14 protein-coding genes and 6 pseudogenes are annotated in these 22294 nt (G+C 69.1%); 10 read left to right on the top strand and 10 right to left on the bottom strand.

Features of this window, described 5'->3' with window-relative positions; all coding sequences use genetic code 11:
* The 3 genes from F3T56_RS18775 to F3T56_RS18785 form a co-directional block, all read left to right on the top strand.
* Positions 1-784: IS200/IS605 family accessory protein TnpB-related protein (locus tag F3T56_RS18775; RefSeq protein WP_149826342.1), on the top strand; the 784-nt coding region annotated here is incomplete at its 5' end.
* Positions 785-1061: 277 nt separating this feature from the next.
* Positions 1062-1610, top strand: coding sequence for a winged helix-turn-helix domain-containing protein (locus F3T56_RS18780; RefSeq protein WP_149826343.1), 549 nt, complete (start codon positions 1062-1064; stop codon positions 1608-1610).
* A 487-nt stretch (positions 1611-2097) separates the two neighbouring features.
* Positions 2098-3657, top strand: coding sequence for a DUF1996 domain-containing protein (locus F3T56_RS18785; protein WP_149826344.1), 1560 nt, complete (start codon positions 2098-2100; stop codon positions 3655-3657).
* A gap of 96 nt (positions 3658-3753) precedes the next feature.
* Here F3T56_RS18785 and F3T56_RS18790 read toward each other — a convergent pair whose 3' ends face one another.
* Complete coding sequence (locus tag F3T56_RS18790) at positions 3754-4227, bottom strand: hypothetical protein (RefSeq protein WP_172639012.1); 474 nt, start codon at positions 4225-4227, stop codon at positions 3754-3756.
* A gap of 117 nt (positions 4228-4344) precedes the next feature.
* Between F3T56_RS18790 and F3T56_RS18795 the strand changes: the two genes are divergently transcribed.
* The 3 genes from F3T56_RS18795 to F3T56_RS18805 all read left to right on the top strand — a co-directional run bounded on the left by F3T56_RS18795 (position 4345) and on the right by F3T56_RS18805 (position 10392).
* Positions 4345-7473, top strand: a complete 3129-nt coding sequence (locus tag F3T56_RS18795) for an alpha-N-acetylglucosaminidase (protein WP_149826345.1) — start codon at positions 4345-4347, stop codon at positions 7471-7473.
* A 267-nt stretch (positions 7474-7740) separates the two neighbouring features.
* Positions 7741-9666 carry a hypothetical protein gene (locus tag F3T56_RS18800; protein WP_149826445.1) on the top strand — a complete coding sequence of 642 codons (1926 nt, stop codon included), beginning with the start codon at positions 7741-7743 and terminating at the stop codon, positions 9664-9666.
* Between the two features lie 93 nt (positions 9667-9759).
* On the top strand, positions 9760-10392 hold the full coding sequence (locus F3T56_RS18805; protein ID WP_149826346.1) for a TetR/AcrR family transcriptional regulator: 633 nt from the start codon (positions 9760-9762) through the stop codon (positions 10390-10392).
* A gap of 10 nt (positions 10393-10402) precedes the next feature.
* Here the strand turns inward: F3T56_RS18805 and F3T56_RS18810 are convergent, their stop codons facing one another.
* The 9 genes and pseudogenes from F3T56_RS18810 to F3T56_RS18845 all read right to left on the bottom strand — a co-directional run bounded on the left by F3T56_RS18810 (position 10403) and on the right by F3T56_RS18845 (position 19604).
* Positions 10403-10759 (bottom strand): 5-carboxymethyl-2-hydroxymuconate Delta-isomerase, encoded by a 357-nt coding sequence (locus tag F3T56_RS18810; RefSeq protein WP_149826347.1) that lies wholly within the window; start codon positions 10757-10759, stop codon positions 10403-10405.
* A gap of 43 nt (positions 10760-10802) precedes the next feature.
* Positions 10803-12410: a fused response regulator/phosphatase gene (locus tag F3T56_RS18815; RefSeq protein ID WP_149826348.1), complete on the bottom strand. Its 1608-nt coding sequence runs from the start codon at positions 12408-12410 to the stop codon at positions 10803-10805.
* Positions 12411-12555: 145 nt separating this feature from the next.
* Positions 12556-15329: pseudogene (locus tag F3T56_RS47920) on the bottom strand (alpha-1,6-glucosidase domain-containing protein); the annotation flags it as partial.
* Positions 15330-15689: 360 nt separating this feature from the next.
* Positions 15690-17072 (bottom strand): alpha-amylase, encoded by a 1383-nt coding sequence (locus tag F3T56_RS18825; protein WP_149826349.1) that lies wholly within the window; start codon positions 17070-17072, stop codon positions 15690-15692.
* Positions 17073-17199: 127 nt separating this feature from the next.
* Complete coding sequence (locus F3T56_RS18830) at positions 17200-17445, bottom strand: hypothetical protein (protein ID WP_149826350.1); 246 nt, start codon at positions 17443-17445, stop codon at positions 17200-17202.
* Positions 17442-17543 (bottom strand): annotated as a pseudogene (locus F3T56_RS47925) (ATP-grasp ribosomal peptide maturase); the annotation flags it as partial. The gene F3T56_RS18830 and the pseudogene F3T56_RS47925, both read right to left, overlap by 4 nt.
* 59 nt (positions 17544-17602) lie before the next feature.
* Positions 17603-18121 (bottom strand): annotated as a pseudogene (locus F3T56_RS46230) (ISAs1 family transposase); the annotation flags it as partial.
* Between the two features lie 45 nt (positions 18122-18166).
* Positions 18167-18401, bottom strand: a pseudogene (locus F3T56_RS18840) (S41 family peptidase); the annotation flags it as partial.
* Positions 18402-18686: 285 nt separating this feature from the next.
* Positions 18687-19604 carry a hypothetical protein gene (locus tag F3T56_RS18845; protein WP_149826351.1) on the bottom strand — a complete coding sequence of 306 codons (918 nt, stop codon included), beginning with the start codon at positions 19602-19604 and terminating at the stop codon, positions 18687-18689.
* Between the two features lie 229 nt (positions 19605-19833).
* Here F3T56_RS18845 and F3T56_RS49305 point away from each other — a divergent pair, with 229 nt between their 5' ends.
* The 4 genes and pseudogenes from F3T56_RS49305 (at position 19834) to F3T56_RS18855 (ending at position 22063) form a co-directional block, all read left to right on the top strand.
* Positions 19834-19965 carry a hypothetical protein gene (locus tag F3T56_RS49305; protein ID WP_281291861.1) on the top strand — a complete coding sequence of 44 codons (132 nt, stop codon included), beginning with the start codon at positions 19834-19836 and terminating at the stop codon, positions 19963-19965.
* A gap of 247 nt (positions 19966-20212) precedes the next feature.
* Positions 20213-20500 (top strand): annotated as a pseudogene (locus F3T56_RS50090) (transposase); the annotation flags it as partial.
* A 114-nt stretch (positions 20501-20614) separates the two neighbouring features.
* Positions 20615-21286, top strand: a pseudogene (locus tag F3T56_RS50095) (reverse transcriptase domain-containing protein); the annotation flags it as partial.
* A 543-nt stretch (positions 21287-21829) separates the two neighbouring features.
* Positions 21830-22063 carry a hypothetical protein gene (locus F3T56_RS18855; protein WP_149826352.1) on the top strand — a complete coding sequence of 78 codons (234 nt, stop codon included), beginning with the start codon at positions 21830-21832 and terminating at the stop codon, positions 22061-22063.
* Positions 22064-22294: the final 231 nt, after the last annotated feature.

A 22294-nucleotide genomic window follows, 5' to 3' on the forward strand; every position in this document is an offset into this window, starting at 1 on the left:
CTGGTACCTGACTGCCTCCTGGACCATCCCCCCGGTTCAGACGGTGCCGCTGGCCACGGCCCGTTCGGACGGCCTGGTCGGCGTGGACACCAACGCCGACCACCTGGCCGCCTGGCGCCTGGATGCCCATGGCAATCCCGTCGGTGAACCGCTCCGCTTCGGCTACGACCTGTCCGGCACCACCGCCCATCGCGACGCCCAGGTCCGCCACGCCCTGATCCGCCTGCTGCACTGGGCCCAGCGCCACGGTCTGGCGATCGCGGTCGAGGACCTCGACTTCCAGGCGGAGAAGACCCGGGAGAAGCACGGCCGCCGGAAGCGTTTCCGCAAGCTGATCTCCGGCCTGCCGGTCAGCAGGCTGCGGGCCAGACTCGTCAGCATGGCGGCCGAACTCGGCATCCCGGTCATCGCCGTCGACCCCGCCTACACCTCCCGCTGGGGCGCCCAGCACTGGCAAAAGCCCCTCACCACCAAGAACAGGAAACCCACTCGCCACCAGGCAGCAGCGGTGGCGATCGGAAGGCGCGCCCTGGGGCACCCGATCCGGCGACGGACGGCACCGCCCCCGCACGACCAGAGTGATCGTGCGGGGCATCGGACCGTCCAGGCCGCACCGGTGGCTCCGGGACGTGAGGGAACCCGCCCCCGCATCCCCGGACCACGGACACGATCCGTGCACGCCGGATGCGGAGCGAACGCGGGGGACCAGAACGCCCAACACCGTTCGGGGCGTTCGGCTGAGCATGAGTTCTGGCAACAGGACTCACTCCCGCTCAGTCTTTAGGAACGGTCTGCTTCAGTGGGGCCATGGCCAGCATCCAGGAGTACCGCGCGACGGGTCGTCATGACCTCGAGCCGTTCTGGCCTTCCCGTCAGCACCATGACTTCGACCGGGTGTGTTGTCGCGCGATGAACGCGCCGGCCCTCTAACGCCGTACAGCCGCATACCCCGGCCCGGCCTTCGGTCGGCGCGAACGACGTACGTCCCTCGGCGGGTCCGACCACGAACTCGGCCGCCGAGGCCTCCCAGACGGACCTCTCGCGCGAAGAGCTGACCTCTCATGGCGACCTCTCGTTCCCTCTCGACCGCCCAGCTGACCGCCGCCCTCTCGTCCACGGGTTCCCCTCGGCACCGTCTGCGTGCCGTGGGCGCGGACGAGGTGATCGACATCGCGGACTTCCTGCCCCCGGGGGCCACCTGGCTGCCCGCTCCTCAGCACGCCCTGCCCACGCTGCCGGGCAAGCCGCCGATGATCGGCTACCTGGTCCTCGTACCGGCCGACGGGTCTGTCGGCGTCAGGGACAGCGACGCCGGGGGCGAGCTGGTCCGCGTCGACACCGTGCGGCGGACCGCCGAGGTCGACGGGCGACCGCTCGATCTCACGTATCTGGAGTTCGAGTTGCTCGCGCATCTCGTCACGCATCCCCACCGGGTGCACACTCGCGACCAGTTGGTCACCACGGTGTGGGGTTACGGGCATGTGGGCGACGGGCGGACGGTCGACGTCCACATCGCTCGGCTGCGCCGGAAGCTGGGGGCCGAGTTCCGGCAGGCGGTCCAGACGGTACGGCGGGTGGGGTACAAGTACGCCCCGCCGGTGGGCCGTTGACCTTGTGCTGACGGCAGTTGGGACGGCACCCGGCGCCGGGGCTGGGCTCGGGCGGGGTTTCGCTCACCGGCGCTTGCCGGGTGCCGCTGCGCCCACCCTCCCCCGCTCTCGGCTTCTCCCCCACTCTCGGCTTCGCTCGAGCGGGAGGGACCCCCATGAGCGGGAGGTGCCCCCATCGCCCCAGCGGCACGATTGCCCGCAGCTACGCATGGCGCCAATCAGCACGCTGCGGGCTGTTCTCCCGTATCTTGGCCAAGGCCGCCGAAACACCCCCTTCCCAGGCGCCCCCAGGGGCCCCAGTCACACACACGGGGTGAGGGATCATCAACTCCTCGTATTTCGTGGGGTGTTGAAACCGGTTTGTCTCGCGAATCTCTCATCAATTTCTGAGTCGTCTGAACACTCCTGGGACTCCCTGCGTATGGAATGGCGCCGCTTCACTCCTGTCGGGCGCCTCGATGCCCCGCAAGGAAGTCAGAGGAGTTCCATGGGACGCAACACACGCAAACGACGTTCGCCGCTGGCCGTTCGGGCCATTGCCGCATCCGCGGCGCTCGCGGTCGCGGGCGGCGGTCTGGTCTGGGCGAACTTCTACGCCTCAGCGGGCGAGTCGAAGTCCAACCAGAACAGCACGCTGGCCTCCGCGCAGGTGGCCACCATCGACTGCCCGGATGTCGGCCAGCAGCTGACGAGCGTGCCCGAGAAGGCGCGCGCGGGCGTCGCCAAGGAGCTGGCACTGCTGGACCAGCAGGTCACCGATGCCTATAAGCGCCTGGCGGACACCCGCCAGGCTCAGGCTGGGGATGCCGGCTTCGTCAACAACGCCATCATCGGCCCGCTCAAGTCCAAGCGAGTCGCCACCCTCGACCGGATCAGCATCAACATCCGGAACGCGGGCGGCCAGGTTCCGCAGGGCATGGACCAGCTCGCCACATGCCAGGGCGTCGCGGACCAGAACCAGACCAACAACGGAGGCCGCGGCAACGGAGGCCGGGGCGACGGCCAGAACGGCAACAACAACCAGGGTCAGGACCAGAACCAGGACAACGGCCAGGGCCAGGGTCAGGACCAGGATCAAGGTCAGGACAACGGCCAGGACCAGGGTCAGGTCGTCAACGGGCCGGTGGCGGACGACTTCGTCGACATCACCACCGTCCAGCCCAACGGCGGCCCGCAGGGTGTCAACGGCAACGGTCTCGCCGCGAACGGTGACGGTGGTTCGACGGGTACCTTCACGACGAGCTGCGGCACCAACGGGAACGACAACCACAACTCGGACAACATCATCGTCGCTCCGGGTGTCGACAACGGTGCCCAGCACACGCACGACTACGTCGGCAACCAGGACAACAACGCCTTCACCAGCGACCAGCAGTTCCTCCAGGCCGACACCAGCTGCCAGAACCAGGGCGACAAGTCGTCGTACTACTGGCCGGTGCTGCGCCTGCAGGACGGTACGCAGGAGTTCGACGCGAACGACCTCGGTGGCGGTGCGGAAGGCAACATCGGCAGGATCCTCGAAGCCAGCGAGGCGCAGCTGAAGTTCGTCGGCAACAAGAAGAGCGATGTCGTCGCGATGCCGCAGGCCCTGCGCATCATCACCGGTGACGCCAAGGCCTTCACCAACGGCCTCGCCAACGCCAACACCAACTGGAGCTGCACCGGCTTCGAGGACCGCCAGCTGACGGACAAGTACCCGATCTGCCCCGAGGGCAGCTCCGTGGTGCGGACGTCCTTCTTCCAGAGCTGCTGGGACGGCCAGAACATCGACAGCGCCAACCACCGTACGCACGTGGACTTCGTCGAGGCCGACGGTAGCTGCGCCAACGGTTTCCAGGCCATCCCCCAGCTCCAGGCCCGTCTGGTCTACGACGTTCCTGCCCCGCAGATCCAGAACGGACAGGTCGTGAACCCGTTCGCGGTGGACGGCTTCCCGGACCAGCTGCACAAGGCGATCACCGACCACAACGACTTCATCAACTTCTTCGACGAGAACACGATGAACCAGGTGGTCGACTGCATCAACAGCGGCCAGGACTGCCAGTAGTCCTGAAGCAGTAACGAGGAAGCCGGCGGTGGGATCTCCCACCGTCGGCTTTCGTTCGCCCTGGATCCGCGACCCGTGGATCCGCGACCCGCGCGGTCAGCCCTCGTGGCCGCCGCTGTTGTTGTGGCTGCCGCCGGGGTTCATGTGCTCGGACCCCTCCTGCATCTCCCCGCCGAGCGTGCTCTGCAGTCCGGTGACCGTCTTCTCCTTGCCGATGGCGACCCATTTGCGGCCGACGAGGTAGTAGCCCCCGTAGTCCTTGGCGCTGGCCAGCCACTCCGCCTGACCGCGGTCGGTGGCGAAGGTCGCGAGGACGAACTTGCCGTCGAAGTCGCCGTCGGTGTTGGTGCAGAGGGCCTGCCGGATCGTGTCGGCGTCCGTCTGGATGTCCGGCTTGCAGCCCACCTCACCCGCGATGGACTCCAGGGTCCCGGTGGCCGTCTTGGGGATCGCGTCCCCCTCGTCGGCCGAGCCCGATCCGCAGCCGGTCAGCACCAGCAGGGCGGCGGCCGCACCGGCCGCGCTCATGGCGAGCCCGCGTACCGCAAGCCTCTCGTGCGTCATCTTCATCTGTCGTACCTCCGGTCCATTCCGGCGACATGAACTCGCCAGCTCCGTACGCACCGTTGAGCACAGGCGTCGGTCCGGTTAGCGTGCCGCATCTGTCGACACAGGGGGCACACAGTCATGAACTCTCCGTCGCGACGCTCGGTGCTGGGCTCGGCCGGTGCCATCGGCCTCGGGACCACGCTGGGACTGACGGTCCCGGTCCACGCCGCTGAGAGCCCCGGCCAGGGCCCTGCCTTCGATACGGCTCCCGCGCGCGCAGCGCTCAATCGGCTGCTGCCCGGCCACGCCGACCAGTTCCGGCTCACTCTCGTCGAGAGGCAGGGTACGACCGACCGTTTCCGCGTCACCGGCACCACCGGGCGTATCCAGGTGCGGGCCACGACACCGGCCACGCTGCTCATGGGCGTGCACTGGTACCTGAAGTACGTCTGCGGCGCCCATCTCGCCTGGAACGGCAGCCAACTGGACCTGCCGCGCCGCCTCCCCGCGCCCGCCCGGCCCCTGGAGAGATCCACGGCCCTCCCCCACCGCTTCGCCCTCAACGACACCAACGACGGCTACACCGCCCCGTACGCGGACTGGCCGTACTGGGAACACCAGATCGACCTCCTGGCCGCGCACGGCTGTAACGAGGTCCTGGTCATCGCGGGCATGGAGGCCGTGTACCACCGGCTGTTGAAGGACTTCGGCTACTCCGACGAGGAGTCCCGCGCCTGGCTCCCCGCCCCCTCGCACCAGCCGTGGTGGCTGCTGCAGAACCTCTCCGGCTACGGCGGCCCGCTCTCCCCCGAGCTGATCGCACACCGGGCCGCGCTGGGCCGCCGTATCGCCGACCGGCTGCGTGAGCTGGGTATGTCCCCCGTCCTGCCCGGCTACTACGGCCACGCCCCCAAGGAGTTCGTCGAGCGCAACGGCGGTGACGCGCACGTCGTCCCGCAGGGCATCTGGCACGGCTTCGAGCGCCCCGACTGGCTGGATCCGCGCACCGACTCCTTTGCTCAGGTCGCCGCCTCCTTCTACGGCCACACAGAGGATGTGTTCGGGGAGGCGGCCCACTTCAAGATGGACCTGCTCCACGAGGGCGGCACGCCGGGTGAAGTACCGGTGCCGGACGCGGCGCAGGGCGTGGAACGGGCCTTGCAGAAGGCCCACCCCGGCGCCACCTGGGTGATCCTCGGCTGGCAGGAGAACCCGCTGCCCGAACTCCTCGACGCCATCGACAAGTCGAAGATGCTGATCGTCGACGGCGTCTCCGACCGCTACACCAGCGTCACCGACCGCGAACGCGACTGGGGCGGCACCCCGTACTGCTTCGGCACCATCCCCAACTTCGGCGGCCGGACGACGATCGGGGCCCGCGCGCACCTCTGGAACGAGAAGTTCTTCGCCTGGCGGGACAAGGCGGACAGCGCGCTGGCCGGTACGGCGTTCATGCCGGAGGCCACGGACCGGGACCCGGCCACCTTCGAACTCTTCTCCGAACTGGCGTGGAGCCCGGCGAAGCTCGACCGGGCCGCCTGGTTCTCGTCGTACGCGGACTTCCGTTACGGCGGGCGCGACGACTCGGCGCGCCGGGCCTGGCGGGCCCTGCACGACACCGCGTACCAGCAACAGGCCGTCGAACGCAGCGACCCCCACGACTCCCTCTTCTGCGCCCGCCCCGACCTCGCCGCGGGCCGCGCCGCGGAGTACGCGCCGCGCGCGCTGACGTACGACCCCGGGCGCTTCGACGCGGCCCTCGCCGGGCTGCTGGGCGTGGCGGGCGGACTGCGGGGCAACGCGGCCTACCGGTACGACGTGGTGGATGTGGCGCGGCAGGCGCTCGCGCACCGCAGCCGCCAGTACCTGCCGCAGCTGCGGGCGGCGTACCGGCGGGGGGACCTGGAGACGTTCCGCGCCCTGTCCACCCTCTGGCTGCGGCTTATGCGGCTGTCGGACGAGGTCACCGGCGCGAACGCCGCGTTCCTGCTGGGCCCGTGGCTGAACGACGCGCGGCTGCTCGCCACGAACGACGCCGAGCGGGCCGAGTTCGAACGCACGGCGAAGGTCCTGATCACGGTGTGGGGCGGGCGGGCCACGTCCGACACCGGCAACCTCCACGAGTACGGCAACCGGGAGTGGAACGGCCTCATGGCCGACTTCTACGTCCCGCGCTGGCAGAAGTGGCTCGACACCCTGGAGGACGCGCTCGCCACCGGGACCGCTCCGGCGGCCGTGGACTGGTTCGCGTTCGAGGAGCCGTGGACGCGGGAGCGGAAGGACTATCCGCTGCGGCCGGTGGGGGACGCGTACGGGTTGGCGGTGCGGGTGCGGGATGTGCTGGCGCGGGCGCCGTACCAGGGGAGCCTGACCGTCAGGGCTGAACCGCCGGTCATGCCGCCCGGCGGAAACGCGCGGGTGTCGGCGGAGTTCCGGAATGTGAACGGGCTGCGGGCGACGGGGCGCGTGGATTTCGCCCTCACCGGCTTCGACGGAACGGCCGAACCGGACGGCCCGACGTCGATCGCGACCGTCCCGGCGGCGGGGTCGGGCACGGTGAGCTGGCGCGCCGATGCGCCCGGGACGCCGCTGGACCGCCCTCTGCGGCCGCTCCCCTACACGATCACCGTCCAGTACGGGCCGCGCGGCGAGGACCGGGTGAACGGGCGCTTCGACGGGACGCTGTTCGAGGCGGGGCCGTTGGACGCGGAGTGGCGTACGTACACGAACAACGGTGCCGTCTTTGGTCAGCTCGGCGACCGTTTCTCGATCGACGGGGCGGGGGCGGATCTCTGGCGGGGCACGACGGAGTTCGGCACCGCGTACCGGGCGGGGGCCCTGGCCGACGGGGTCTCGGCGACCCTCCGCGTCGACGCGCAGGCCGCGACGGGGAACTGGGCGCGGGCCGGGATCATCGTGCGCAACAGCCTCGGTACGGCCGGGTCGCCGGGCTTCCTGAACCTCGCCGTCACTCCGGCGAACGGGGTGGTCCTGTCCTACGACAGCACCGGGGACGGGACGCTGGACACGTACCGCCGGATCACGGGGATCAAGGCGCCGGTGCTGCTGCGGCTGACCCTGACGGGGGCCGGGGCGTACACGGGTTCGTGCTCCACGGACGAGGGCTCGAGTTGGCGGGTGGTGGCGTCGGTGAGCGTGCCGGGGGCTGCCGCCGAGGCGCAGGACGTGGGGATGTTCATGAGCGCGACGAACGGGGGGAGCGGGGCGCGGGGGACGGTCGAGTTCAGTGGGTGGATGGTCGCCTGAGAGCTCGGTCCGGTCGGTGGAGTGGCGAGTGCGGGTGGGTGGGGGTTGTTCGCGCAGTTCCCCGCGCCCCTGAAAAGCACGGCCCTTGCGGGCCGCTGAAAAAACCGGGGCGCAGCCCCGTTTTTTCAGGGGCGCGGGGAACTGCGCGACAAGCCCCACCCACCCGCACTCGCCCTACTGCCGTGGGACCCGAGCTCCAAGGCGCCCCGGCCCCACCCGAGCGGAGCGGTGAGGTGACCATCGGACCATTCGCTCGTTTTGTTGAACGTGCAGTCACAGGATGTCGCCCCACGCCCCGCAGCTTCTCACGTCCAGGAGTCGGCGGTGGATGTCGAGCAGGCGGAGGCCGCGCTCGTCGAGCACTACCCTCGCCTGGTCCGCCTGGCGTACCTCACGCTGCCCCCGACGCTGGGCCGCAACCGGCGCGTGCTGACGGCGCACTCGCTCACGCAGCGCGCACTGCCGAGGGGCCGCACGACGACGTCCCTGATCCCGGCGCAGGCGACGGGCCGGGAGCGCAACCCGGGGTACGCCTTCATCCGCCTCCAGGTCGTGCGCACCGCGCTGGAGGCGGGCCTCCCCTCGCGCCGCAAGGCCTGGCCGAAGCGGTCCCAGTTGCCGCCCCTGTTGCCGCAGGTGTGGGGCCTGCGCCTCTTCCCCCGCTCGGGCGGCGCCGACGAACTCGCCCTGGACCAGCGCCTGTCGGCCCTCTCCTCCCCGGCCCGCGCCGCCTATGTACTGCGCGGCCTGGAGCAGCTCCCCGACCCGGCGATCAGGACCCTGCTGGAGGAGGCCGGCGTCGATGACCCGGCGGCCGCGCTGACGGAGGCGAACTCCGTGCCGCCGCGGCTGTACGCCCTGCTCGCCTCCCCCGAGTTCGATCCGTGTTCGCTGCACGCCCGCCCGACCGATCTGATGCGCCGCCGCCAGCATGTGCGGGCCGCGCTGGCCGGCACGGCCGCGCTGGTCGCGTGCGGGGCGGTCCTCGGGCTGCCCGGGGACGCGTGGGGCCCCGGCGACGCGGCGGCGCCCCCGTACGCCCGTAACCCGGCCGCCCAAGCCGCCCTGGATCCGGGAAAGTTGACGACGGCGACGGCGACCGCCTGGCAGACGACCGGCCGCACCGACTTCTCCACCTGGCCCGCGCGCGGCGATCTCACCGCCGACAAGGCACTGCTCCGGCGCGCCCTCGCCGTATGGGCCCGCCCCGGCGAGTCCGTCCAGGTCTCCGTGACCCCCGGCACCCCCGCCGGCCCTCCGCCGGGCCCGCCCCAACTGCTCTACGCCGGCAAGGTCGACAACGCCCGCGTGGTCATGCTGTACGACGGCCTCCGCGTCGCCCGCTACGCCGAACCCCTCGACGACACCACCGTCGCCGCCCTCGACCTGACCCGGGCCGACGGTGCGACCGGCGCCGACGCGAGCGCCCTCGTCGTAGGCCGGGCCGATGGCAACGTCCGCTATCTGACGGCCCCTTGGGTGCGCGAGGCGGCCGTACGGGATCTGACGCGGCCCACGGGCGAAGTGTCGGCGCTCGCGCTGTCGAAGGACGGGGTGACGGCGCCGTTCCCGAGTCCGGCGGTGCGTACCGGGGACTGCAAGTCGTGGGAGGTGCTTCAGCTGACCGACACGACGGGACGTACGCGGCTGCTGACCGACCTGTCCGAGGTGACCCCGGCGCATCTCACCGCCGGACGCCCGTCTTCCTCCTCCTCCGGCCGGGAGGCCAAGGGCGTGCCGGCCACCTGGGCGCCCTTCGCCTGCTCACTGGCCGCCGTACGGTCGCAGGGCGTGCGCACCCTGAACGCCTGGCAGTTCGCCCGGCAACCGCTGCCCGACGCGAGCGGCGACGCCGACTGGGTGTGCACCCGGTCCGAGACCTGGCGGGGCGCGGGGACCCGGGTGCTGACCCTGTTCCGCACCGCCCGCGGCGCCTATGTGACCGCGACCGCCGCCGACGTACCGACCTGCGGTCCCACCGCACCCCACGTCCTGGCCGCCGCCCCGTGGAAGTCCGCGGCGGGCGACTCCTACCTGCTCGCCGCCGGCAGCAAGGACACCGTCTCCCTCGAACTGACCGGCGGCGTGAACGGCTCGTACCGGGGCAACCTGCTGGCCGTACCCGCCGAGGACGGCGTACGGGCGGAGTTGAAGGGCACCTTGGCGAACGGCCGGGAGATCAACGGCCTCTGAACACGACGGCCTCTGCACACCACCGCCTCCGCACACCCCTGCTCGATTCGATCCGGCCCATGAGAGGCCGGAATCGATCGGTAAGGTGTTCGCATGACTACCGGTGTGCGCCGCAGGATGGGTGTGGAGGAGCGGCGGCAGCAGTTGATCGGCGTCGCCCTCGAACTCTTCAGTCAGCGCTCGCCCGACGAGGTCTCGATCGACGAGATAGCGGCGGCGGCCGGTATCTCACGGCCGCTCGTCTACCACTACTTCCCGGGCAAACTCAGCCTGTACGAGGCCGCGTTGAAGCGCGCGGCCGAGGATCTCGCGGGCCGTTTCGTCGAGCCCCACGAGGGCCCGCTGGGGGCGCGCCTGCTGCGGGTCATGCGCCGCTTCTTCGACTTCGTCGACGACCACGGCCCCGGTTTCTCCGCCCTGATGCGCGGCGGCCCGGCGGTCGGCTCCTCCCGCACCAACGCCCTCATCGACGGCGTACGCCAGGCCGCGTATGTCCAGATCCTTTCGCACTTCGACATCACGACCCCACCACCGGCCCGCCTGGAACTCGTCGTCCGCTCCTGGATCTCCCTCGTCGAGTCGACGGCCCTGATCTGGCTGGAGGGCCGCCGCATCCCGAGGGAGGAGCTGGAGGCCCAGCTGGTCCAGGATTTCGCGGCGCTCACGACCGTGAGCGCCGCGTACGACGAGGAGATGGCGGCGATACTCCGCCGGTTGAGCTTTTAGTCGGCGACGCTCAGACGTCGAACTTCCGGTAAGAGGGATCAAGGTCCCGCACCTCCGCCGACGCGTGCAGCGCCAGCCCCTCCCCCACCTTCACGTACTCCCGAAGCAGCCCGAGCACGTTCTCGGTCAGCGTCACCTTGGTCTCATCGGTCCGCCCGGCCAGCAACCCCAACGTGACGTGCACGATCGCATGCCCGGTCACGTCGGGACCGACCGTCGTGCCCTCGGTCGCCCGGAACTGCGTCTTGCACGCTTCCGGCTTCGCGGCAGCCGTCCGTACGACTTCTTCGTGCAGGGCCCGCGCGAACCCGGGGCGGTCAAAACCATCGGCGAGTACGGACGAGTAGTCCACGGTGATCTGCGGCATGGGGCCCTCCACGACAAGCTGTTCCACAACAAGGCAATCCGGTTCAGCCTAGCCGCAGGCGTAACGCCAGCATCGCGATGTCGTCCTCCCGGTCCCGCCCGAAGCAGTGCAGCAGCGTGTCGCACAGGGAGTCCATCCCGAGCGGAGCGTCCGTCGCGGCGGCCCGCAGCTGCTCCAGGGAGGACGACAGGTCGATCCCCCGGGTCTCGATGAGCCCGTCGGTGACCATGAGGAGCCGGTCGGTCGGCCCGAGCACGGTCTCCGTCGGCTCGGGCCGTTCGAGGCCGAGCCCGAGGAGCGGCCCGGCGGCCTGCACATACTCGGCGACGCCGGACTCGTGGACGATGAGCGGTGGTATGTGACCCGCGTTGGCGATTCGGACGTGCCCGCTGTCCGGCTCGACGAGGGCGAGGCAGACCGTGGCGGTGACATCGGGGTGGTAGTGCTGGAGCATCCGGTCGAGCCGTCGCGCGACCTCCGCGGGGTCGGGGTCCTCCACCGCGTACGCGCGCAGGGCGTGCCGGATCTCGACCATCACGGTGGCCGCCTCCAGCGAGTGCCCTACGACGTCGCCGACGGCGGTGAGGGTCCCGCCGGGGGTGGAGACGGCCGCGTAGAAGTCGCCGCCGATCTCGGTCTGCCGGGAGGCCGGCACATAGCGGACGACGACGTCGAGGCCGGGGAACTCCGGCACCCGCTTGGGCAGGAAGCTGTGCTGGAGGGTGAGCGCGACATGGCGCTCGACCTGGTACATGAGCAGCGGCTGCGCGGCCAGCGCGGCGGCCTGGGCGAGCCGGGCGACGAGCCCGGCGGTGTCGGCAGACGTGGCGCGTATGCCGCGCGCGGGCGTGGCGACGCACACGGGGGCGCCGCCCTCAGTGCGGGCCAGCACGAGTCGGGCGTCCTCGGTGACGCCGGGCCGGAAGAAGCCCGGCGGCCACAGGGGCGCGGGGACGACGGTGTCGTGCGGCCCGGGGTTGCCGTCGGTGAGGCGGCGGATGAGCCGGGCCACGGCCTCGTGTGCGCCGGCGTCGGGGAGGGTGGTGCGGGCTCTGGCCCGGGAGGTGCCGCTGTACAGGTCGCCGTCCTCGCCGAGCACGAACACGGCGGCGGGCGACCGGGTGAGCCGGGCGGCCCCCTCGGCGGCGGCGCCGGCCAGCTCCGCCAGGGTGCGGGCGGCCTGGACGTCGACGATGGTCTCGGACAGGAGCGTGAGCCGCTGGACGAGGGCCTCGGCGCCGTTGCGCATACGGGCGCCGCGCACGGCGGCCCGTACGACCGCCTGGATCTCCTCGGGTTCGGCGGGCACCGTCAGATAGGCTTCGCCGCCCGCGTCCAGTCCCCGGCAGCGGTCGCTGGGGGCGACGGCGGCCGCGGAGAAGTGGACCACGGGCAGGGCGGCCATCGGGGGCTGGGCCTTGAGGAGGCGGCAGAGTTCGAAGCCGCTCATGTCGGGCAGGCCGACGTCGACGAGGGCCACGTCGGGCAGGGCTCCCGAGCGCAGCCGCAGGTCGAGTTCGGCGAGCGCCTCGCGGGCGCTGGCGACGGGGATGACGCTGTGCCCGGCCCGGCGCAGCACCGCGCCCATCGCGTAACGGCTGGCGGCCGCGTCGTCGACCACCAGGACCGTGGTGCTTGCTTCGTCGGCCATGAGACTCATGAGGATGGCATGTCCCTGCGGCTTTGTCCCTACGGCTTTGCCGTGCGGGCTTTGGCCTGCGGCTTTGTCCTACGGCTGTGCCCTGCGGTTTGGGTGGCGCAGGCCCTCTCCCACCTGCACCACCCAAGTTATCGCCCTACCGGTCGGATCGTGCGAAGACCGCCACGGTCCGCCCTGGAACGGCGAACGTGGCCGATTCCGCTTCGTATGACGCGTTCCTGACGGTAGAGTCCGCGCCGCCGGCCTGTACCGGGTGGAGGGCATATCCCGTCCCGGCCAGATCCGCCACCGTCTGATTCCGCTTCTGCGGGGTGGAGTTGAAGACGATCACGAGGTCGCCGAGCTTCATGGTGATCACACCGGGCGTCTCGTCCTTCCCCGACAGCGGGAACGAGAGCTTCGACTGCACCTGCCCGGTCGTGTCGAGGGAGAAGTCGCTCTCCGTCGTACGGATCCGCAGCAGGTCCTGGTACGCCGCCGAGGCCCCCTCGATCTGCTCGCAGCCGACCGCGACGGAGGTCAACAGGAGCTTGGCGTAAGGCCACTTGGACTGATTGTCGGCCGCCGGCGGCAGCCCACGCCCGAAACCGTTGCCGCCGTCCCGGCAGTCCCAGTGGATCGCGTTGAACCAGTCACCGCTGTCGTACGAGTTCCGGTCCAGCGACTTGGAACGCAGCAGGTCGGTGCCCGCCTGGGAGAGGGCCGGGCCCTGGGACAGCGCGGCCGTCGCCATGGCGAGGACCTGCATACGGGCGCGGTCGGCCGCGCTCGTCCCGGCGGGCAGCTTGAAGGCGAGCGCGTCGAACAGCGACTCGTTGTCGTGGGCGTCGACGTACGCGAGGGCGTCGCCGGGGGCGGCCGCGTATCCGGCGGCGGTGCCGTTGTAGTCGACCTCGGAGCCCTTGACCTCTTTGCCGCTGGTGTCGGTGAACCGGTAGTCGGCGAGGTTGCCGCTCAGGCCGACCTTGATGAGGTCCTGGTAGTGGAGGAGCCGGGCCTTCTGCTCGGCCGAAGTGCCGTTGCTGTCCGAGGAGTTGGGGTTGGTATAGAGGCCGGAGGCGAACCCCTGGACGCCCGGGTCGGCGTCGAAGGGCCCGCCGCCGCGTACGGCGTCCCGCGCCCGGTCGGAGAAGGTCGCGATGCCCGTCCCGGCCATGTTCTTCGTGGCCGGGACGAACCGGGCGTCGTCGGCGACATCGCCGCCTTCACCATCTCGCGGAACCCGACCGTCCGCCGCGTCCCGTCCCGATCGCTCACATACGAGCCCTCCGGGACGGTGGTAGCGGTACGGGTCGTACCGACGCCGGTGGTGCCGTTCCGCTTCATGGCCACCCTGGTGCCATCGAGGTCCAGGGACACCTGCTGGGCGGTGGGCGCCCAGACGGCGAGCGTGGGGCGGCCGTCGCGGAAGGTCGGGCCGAGGTCGGCGTCCTTCGCGCCGACGTGGAGATCGCCGAGTACGCCGGCGATCTGCACGCCGGTCGCCGCGAGCACCGCGCCGTTCGCCGCCCGCTGGGAGGCGACCAGCTGGCCGCGCAGGGCCTCGCGGACCCGGTCGCGGTCACGTGGATCCACGGTCCAGGCGGTGTACGACTTGAGGTGCGGGAACTTCGCCTTCTGGGCGTCGGTGAGGGCCGACTTGGTGAGGCAGAGCCAACGCTCGTCGGTGCTGGTCAGCGCGCCGTTGTTCACCTTGATCGAGCCGGTGCGGGAGTACAGCAGCTGAGTGGAAGCCGCGGTCTCGTTGCCGTTCCAGGCAAGGGTGTTCCGGTCGATCCAGACCGCCTTGGAGGTGGTCAGGTCGAGGGCGGCGGCCGAACCCGCCGACTGGGGCAGCAGGTACTTCTTCTGCCCGTTCAACAGCCACACCTCGTGGCCGCCCGCCTTGAGGTCGAGCGACTGATCGGCGGAGAGGTCCTTGTCGTCGCCCTTGTGGATGATGTAGCTGAGGTTGGTGGCGCCGTCCGTGAGTGGCACCTCGAAGACCGCGCCATAGGCATCGGTCCTCACCGGTTCCAGGGGCTTCGACCAGTCGGTGGGGGTGGCGGCACCGGTCCAGACGTGCAGGCCCCAGCCGTCGTAGTTGCCGTCGGCGCGGTGGTAGTGGAGGACGGCCTTGGACGTGTCCTGGGCGGGGTAGTCGGGCCACTCCGTCATGACGGCTTCCTTGCCCTGCTCGACCCAGATCTCACCCGTCTTCGTCACGTCGATCGAACGGTCGGCGGAGACGTCCTTGTTTCCGTCCTTGTCGATGACGAGGTAACCGACGTTCGAGGCGCCGGGCTTGAGCTTGACGTAGGCGAAGGCTCCGTACGCGTCACGGCCGATGAAGTCGTGGCCCTCCGGCCAGGTCGTCCCCTCGCCGTCGGCGATGTCGCCCCACGCGTACAGCCGCCAGTCGGTGTAGTCGCCGTCCGCGCGCTTGTAGTGGACGATCGCGTAGTCGCGCGAGGAGGCGGTCGGGATCTCGGGGGCGGGCGGGGTGCCGGTGGTGGAGGTGGCCGTGGCACTCGCCGTACGTCCGGCCGAGTCGATCACAACGGCCTAGTACCGCAAGGCGGTTCCGGCCGGTACGTCCTCGCCGATGGTCTGGGTGACCTTGTACGGGGCGTGGTCGGCGGAGCCGAGGGTCCGCCACTTGCCGTTGCCGATCTGGGCGGCGAAGACGACACGCTTGAGCTGTCCGCCTCCCCCACTCTCGGCTTCGCTCAAGCGGGAGGTGCCCCCATCGTCGGCGGTGATGTCGACGGTGCCGGTGGCGCCGGTGGCCGGGGCCTTCAGGGTGACGGACGGCTTGGTGGTGGGCTTGGTGAGCTTGTCGGCGGCCTTGAGGACGATCGACGAACCGGCTGGGACGATGACGGTGATCTGGCTGTCGGAATTGCTCTTCACCTTGGCGGACGTTCCGTAGAACTGCTCCCGGGTGAGGTCGTGACGGGCGGGCTCGGCGGCCAGCTTCGCGTCGGACGGGGGTGCGGGCGGGGTCGCGGCTCCGGCGGCCAGGGGCTGGACGAACGCTGCGGTCAGCGCGGTCACGGTGACTGCGGCGACCGCGGTCACTCGTCCAGCGTGGGCGGTACGACGCCTCGACGGCATGGGCCATCTCGGTATCACTGCAGTGGACTCCTTGCGGTGTACGGCTCTTCGGGTCCGACCCCGCGTGACCGTATCGCCGACGAAGGCTTTTCAGCAAGAGTCCTGAAACAGACGGTAAATTCTTTCAGGCGCCTTCACCAGGTGGAGTTGGGCTTCACGCGCACCAGGGATTGCTCAGCAGCTGGACTTCCCCGCATAGATCGCGAGGGCCGTGTTGGCGCCGAGGGTGGCGGTGAACTGACCCGAACTGTTCACGGTCACCGTCGTGTTGTTCTGCACGTTGCAGTACGTGCCGGCCGGGAGGGACGTCTGGTACGTACGGCTGAGGCTGCCCGACTCGTGGTTGATGGCGACGTAGCCCTTGCTGCCGCGTCCGAAGGCGATGGCGTCGGCGCCGTTGTCCCACCAGTTGGTGACGGACTCACCACGGGTGGCGTTGCGGAAGGCGACCATGCGCATGATCTCCGGCCAGGCGTGCTGGCACTTCCAGCCGTCCTGCCAGCAGGCGTTGACGTTACCGCCGTTGGGCGGCCCGGCGTCGGTGGAGGAGAACTCGTAGCCGGAGTTGATGTCGGGCGCGCCGTACGGATAGGCCAGCATGAAGACGTTGGCCATCGTGTAGTTCGCGTTGTCCTTGTAGCTGAGCGTGGAGCCGTTGCGCTCGGTGTCGTGGTTGTCGACGAAGACACCGGCGACCGAGCTGCTCATGTAGCCCCAGCCCTCACCGTAGTTCTCCAGATAGGCGAGACTCTCGTTGTTGAAGACCCGCTTGAGGTCGAAGGCGTAACGGAACTCCTGCACGTCCCCGTTCCCCGTGTACTCACTCGGCTGCACGGCCTCACCACTGCCGTAGATGGCCTCCTGCTTCCAGTACGCGTTCGGGTTGCTCAGCCGGGACTTGATGTTGGCGAGGTCGGCGGCCGGGATGTGCTTGGCGGCATCGATACGGAAGCCGTCGACGCCGTGGCCGAGGAGTCTGTTCATGTACCCGGCGATGGCCGAGCGGACGTACTCCTCGCCGGTGTCCAGGTCCGCGAGCCCCACGAGCTCGCAGTTCTGGACGTTCGTACGGTTGGTGTAGTCGCTGATCGTGGCCGTGCAGTCGTCGAAGTCGAAGGAGGAGTACAGCCCGGGGTAGTTGTACTTCGTGTACGACGAGCCGCCGGTGCCGGTGCCGCTCCCGGCGGACATGTGGTTGATGACGGTGTCGACGACGACCTTGACGCCGGCCGCGTGACACGTGTCGACCATGTTCTTGAAGGCGGTGGCGTCACCGAGGCGTCCGGCGATCCTGTAGCTGACGGGCTGGTACGAGGTCCACCATTGCGAGCCCTGTATGTGCTCGGCGGGCGGCGAGACCTGGACGTAGCCGTAACCGTTGGGGCCGAGGGTGTTGGTGCACTCCTTGGCGACCGAGGCGAAGTTCCACTCGAACAGGACGGCGGTGACGTCCTTGGTGCCGGGCGGGGAGGCGTACGCGCCGCCGGCGGTGACGACGATCGCGATCGACGCGGCCGCGGCGAGGGCGAGCGCGCCGGAGAGGGTTTTGCTGGCCATGTGGGGTCCTTCTCCGTTGAAGGGTCCGATGAAGGGATCTGAGGGGGGTTCGCGCCAGATCCTTTGCCGTTTCTTGCTGCAAGATTACTGAAAACTTTCAACCGACCAGAAGGTACGAGTCCACTTGTTAAACGGTCAACCCTTGGGACACACCTTCTTCATCGGCATGAAATCTCCTCACGACGAGGGGCGTTGATGTGGGGCTACCTGATGTGACCGAATCCGGCGACCCCTCGACCTGTTGGAAGAAACCCCCACGCAGGAACTCGTGACGCGGAACGGCAGACACGGCCTCCCGCCAAGGGTGGGTGCGCAGATGTCCGCTGTCGGTCAGCCGCTCGACGAGCCCTTCCCTAAGCTCCTTGTCGCTCATGCCCTCTTCCTCTCCAGGAGATCCACCGTGGCCGCCACCATCGGGAGCCCGGTCTCCGGTTCCAGCCACGCCCATTGCCCGGAGGGGTTGCATTCCAGATCGCCAGGCTGCGGAAGGTCGCGAGAGCCCGGGGCAGGCTGCCGGTGCGGGCGCGGCGGGTGTCCTCGCCGAAGGTCACGTCGCGGACGAAGTGCTGGGCCTCGATGGCCCATTGGCCGCGTACGCAGCGGGCGAGGACGGCGGTGCCGGCGATGTGGGACGGGGCGGTGGTGATGCCGAGTTCGGCATCCGCGTGGATCTTTCCGTCGCCGCGTCCGGTGGTGTACCGCTCGACGAGCAGGGCCCGGGTGGCGTGCGGGAAGTTCACCTGCCCCGGCGTGAGGGGCTGCACGCGCACGATGCGGATCTCGTGGCGGCCTGAGTTGGTCTCCTCGGTGCGGTGCACGGCGATGGCCGCGTTGGTGGTCTCGTCCCAGTCGAGCGCGTCCAGCTGGGTGAACAGGGCGGCACGGTTCTCCTTGACGGGGAAGAGGCCGAAGGCGCCGCGTGAGTGCAGGTAGTGGGCGTGGTCGGCGACGGTGTGCAGGGCGTCGGCGGTGACGATCGCGCCGGTGATGTCGGCGATCAGGTCGAGGGCGGTGGTGAAGTGCAGGGTCTCGTGCGGTTTGTGGCGCATACGCGAGCATCACGCCCGGGTCGACCTGGGAGAGCGACTTCCAGGGCCGCTGCGGTTTGACCGCAGGTCGATGATCAGGCCTTTCAGGCGCTTGGTGCGCTCATGGCTGAGGACCGTCCAGCGCCCTGTCGAGCTCGGCCAGCTCGGTGGCGTAGGCGGCGTCCTCTCCGGCGTACCCGCAGAACCCGGAGATCCGCAAATAGCCCTGCCCGCCGGGGAGGTCCGCGTAGGTGATCCGCCCGTTGGCGAAGTCCTGGAGGTGCCGGGCGCCCTTGAGGTCGCGCTCCAACCACCAGCAGCCGCCGGCCGATCTAGGCGTTCGGAGAGCCCTTCGCGGAGCGGCGCGAGCACCTCTCGCTCCCGTACGGTGAGGTCGGCGATACGCGGATCGGGGCCGCCATGCCGTCCAGCGCACAGCCAGCCGTCGACCACGGTGCCCGCCGCGCGGGACGAGAACACGGTCCCGCCGGAGGAGAGCAGCCGCACCGAGTGGACCAACTCCTGCGGGGCGGCCGAGGGCCCCAATGGCCCTCCGTGCTCCGGAGGGCCATCGCACGGTGCCGTGTCAGTCGCAGTCAGCCGCTGTCACCGGCCGGTCGTCTGCACGGATCGGTCCGGCGGGGAACCCCTCGTCGTCCAGCACGTCCGCGGTCGCGGAGATCTCGTACCCGCTGGAGGTGATCCGGCTTTTCTCGAAGCCCTGCCCCTTCCAGCCAAAGGTCGGGTCCTCGAAGTTCCCCGAGTCTATTACCTGCCACCTCTCGATGAAGAAGTTCGGCTGCGTGGTCACGGTGCGCATCTTTGGGACCCGCTCGAGGAAGCCCACGGTCTGCGGAGGTACCTGGATGTCGCGTGTCCTGCTCCGGCTCACCGACTGGCCGAAGGACCAGGAGTTGGTCACCTCGGCTGAACCTCCGATCCCCAACACGTCCTTGATGATCGAGAAGTCGAAGCTCGCCCCCACGCTGACGCTGTGGGTGATCTCGCTGGAGTTGGCGATGCTGAGGGTGTGGCCTTCCGCTGTCTGAACCTTGTCGCCGCAGTTGGGAACGTCCTCGCCGACCTGGACCGGTTCGCCGTTGAAGTCCTCGGTGTCGCTTACGGGGTACTCGCAGTAACCGTGGAACCTGTGAGTTTTGGGATCGCTGTCCCGAAACTCGGGTCGCCCGACCCCGTCGAGTGTGTCCTCGAACAACTCGCCGGTCTCGTCGTCCATGAACCAGAAGCTGAAGTCCCGAGAAGGCGTCGTGGAAGTGGGGCCGGGGCAGAGCTTGGCCATCAGGGCGTCGGTGTCGAAGCTCTCGGCGTCCTTGAGCTGGAACGCCGGGGAGCCGTCCGAGGATGACTCCAGGGCCGCCATCGCGGCCGGCACAGCCAGGACTCCTCCGGTCACGGCCATGGCCGCCCCCAGGCCAATGATGATCGTGCGCTTGCGCTTTGTGCCGCGGGCGTGCTTGTTGGAGCGGCGAAGCGATTCAGGCATGACAAGTTCCTCCAAGGAAAAATCGTGTTGGTTACTCACCCGGCGGTCGCCCATTCCGCCTGCGGTTGACGTGCGGCGGGGCGGGTCGCCAGGGCTGCGCGACGCGCGCAGGGCCCCGGACGTCGAGGGGGTACCAGGGCGTACCGGGACGGTGCCCGGCCAGGCGCAGGCGTCCGGTCTCGGTCAGGGGTGCATTACGGTATGAGGGCCTTTCTGTCACCAGGTGGAGATGTCGCAATCCACACCGGGCCAGAAGGCCCTCACCCGTTTCAAGACCCTCCAGACGAGACCTTCGGCGCTTTTCCTCGCCGTCACCACGCTGCTGGGAGGCGCCGCCCTGGTGGCTCCCCAGCTTTGTTGACGGCCGGAAGGCCGTCCTCGAGGGCGAAGAAGGTGTTGGTGCTTTCCATGCGTCTTACTCCTTGGATTCGGCCTTGTTGATCTTGCTTGGATGGCCGTGTCGGCATCCATAGGAGGCATACGTCATTGAAGCTTCTATCACTCAGTTGCCGGCCCTACTCCTTCGTCGCGGCCTGGAGACCGGGCGCACCTCGTGGACCGCCGTGCTGGACGCGATCCGCCTGAGGCCGGCCGACGACGCCACCGCGGTGACCACCGCCCAGCTCCGTGACGTGGTCACCCGGCTCGTGCGGGCCGGACAGTGGCAGCCGGGCGACGCGGACATCCTCGTCGTGATGGACTCCGGTTACGACGTCACCCGCCTCGCCTACGTCCTGGCGGATCTGCCCGTCGAGCTGGTCGGAAGGCTGCGCTCGGACCGGGTCATGCTCCGCAACGCCGGCCCACGACGCTCCACCCCGCGCGGCGGGCAGCCCCGCAAGCACGGCGGCGTCCTCACCTTCTCCAAGCCGACCTCCTGGCACACCCCCGACCAGGCCACCGCCTGCGACACCACCCGCTACGGCACGGCCGAGGCCCTCGCCTGGGACCGGATGCACCCTTGCCTGACCGCACGCGGCCCCTGGCTGTCGGCCGCGAAGCTGGTCCTGGAACCGGTCTTCGAGGCCCAGTTCACCGAGGCGAGCTACGGATTCCGGCCCAAGCGGTCCGCGATCGACGCGTGCGAGGCCGTGCGCGCTGCGGCGAACCAACGGCGGGAATGGGTCTTCGAGGCCGACATCCGGAACTGCTTCGGCATGATCGACCACGACGCGCTCATGGCCCAGGTGCCCCGGCATGTCGTGGACCGACCGATGCTGAAACTGATCCGGACCTGGCTGCGGAGGGGAGTCCCGGAGGGCGGGGTGCCCTCCCCGACCGGGGCGGGCACCCCACAGGGCTCACCGATTTCCCCGCTGCCGGCCAACATCGCCCTGCACGTCCTCGACGAGGCATGGCAGGACGAGGGCCGCCGGCTGGGGGTGTTGGTGAGGTACTGCGACGACTTCGTGGTCCTGTCGCCGACCAGACAACGGGCCGAGCAGGCCCAGCAGTTAATGCGCCACGCGGCGGAAGTGCACCACACCGGCATGGCTGCCTCGGACTCTCAGGCGCACATGGCAGGCAGTGAGATCCTCGTCGGCCTGGCCGACGAACTCCTCGCCGTATGGGACGGGAAGCCGGCGTGGGGATACGGCGGCACGGCCGACGTGGTGTCCTACGCCCAGCGGAACGGGGTCCCTGTGCGCGTGTTGTGGCCGGAGGGGGCAACGCGTGAGTAGGCAACTTCATACGCCATCGGACCCTGCACAGCGCCTCTTTGAGTACGCTCAGCACGACTCTGGAGCACAGCCAAGATGGTGGGACAGGCCGCCTGACCGGTTCCACCACACGGTGGCGTACCGCTGTGAAGCCACCTATCTACCACCGGAACACATGTCCCACCCGTTCCTATCCTCAAAAGTCGAGGCGGGGCCGGCCTGGTTACAGTAAGTGTGGAATCGAAGAAAGAGCATCGAATCGGGGGCCTCAACGAGTTGTCCACTCCACCTGCACCCTTCTCGCCCCAAGGGGCAAATTCGACCAATCCTCCCATCCCACCTCAAGGTGGAAATCCCGGCACTGTTGGCACAGGCCCGACGCCAGGAGGAGCTCCGGCCTCTGGGTACACACCTTTACAGAAGCTTGGCACGTGGTTCATGTGCGCAGTTGTTTTCGCCGTCCTTCCACCGATTGCACAGCTAGTCCAAGAGACTTCTCTCAAGAATCACCAGGCTCCGGGCTTCTTCGAATTTTGCGCCCGAGCCGACTTGTACATTGTATGCATGGGACTAGCAGCTTCGGCGATCGCGCAAGCACATATGCGGGCCAAGAATGTCCCTCTATTCTGGACGCTCCTGAACGTCGCCGTCCTACTGTTTGCAACATTTCTTGCCGCCGGCGCAGACGACAAGAATATTGACTCCGCAGTGCTCGGTCGAAATTCATTCTTCTTGCTCATCATCACACTGCTAAGTGCCGGATTTACGACATATCTCAGCGAGCGGGAGCCAGTGTGATGGATGCCGAGCTCATTACCACCCTGATTACTGTGGCTCTTGGGGCGGCTACGGCTATTGGCGCAACGGTCACTCTCCTCCATGAACGCGGTCTGGAAATTCTAAAGATCATTCGGTCTGCGATGAGGCGGAATAGCAGGAAGTGATGAAGCCGTAGTCGTGATCGACGTGGCTTCCACGATGGGGCCCACGCATTCCCGGTGGCAGCTTGCCTCACCAGCAAGAGAAACA

It is taken from the genome of Streptomyces tailanensis (assembly GCF_008386495.1).
In the GTDB taxonomy this organism is placed as follows: domain Bacteria; phylum Actinomycetota; class Actinomycetes; order Streptomycetales; family Streptomycetaceae; genus Streptomyces; species Streptomyces tailanensis.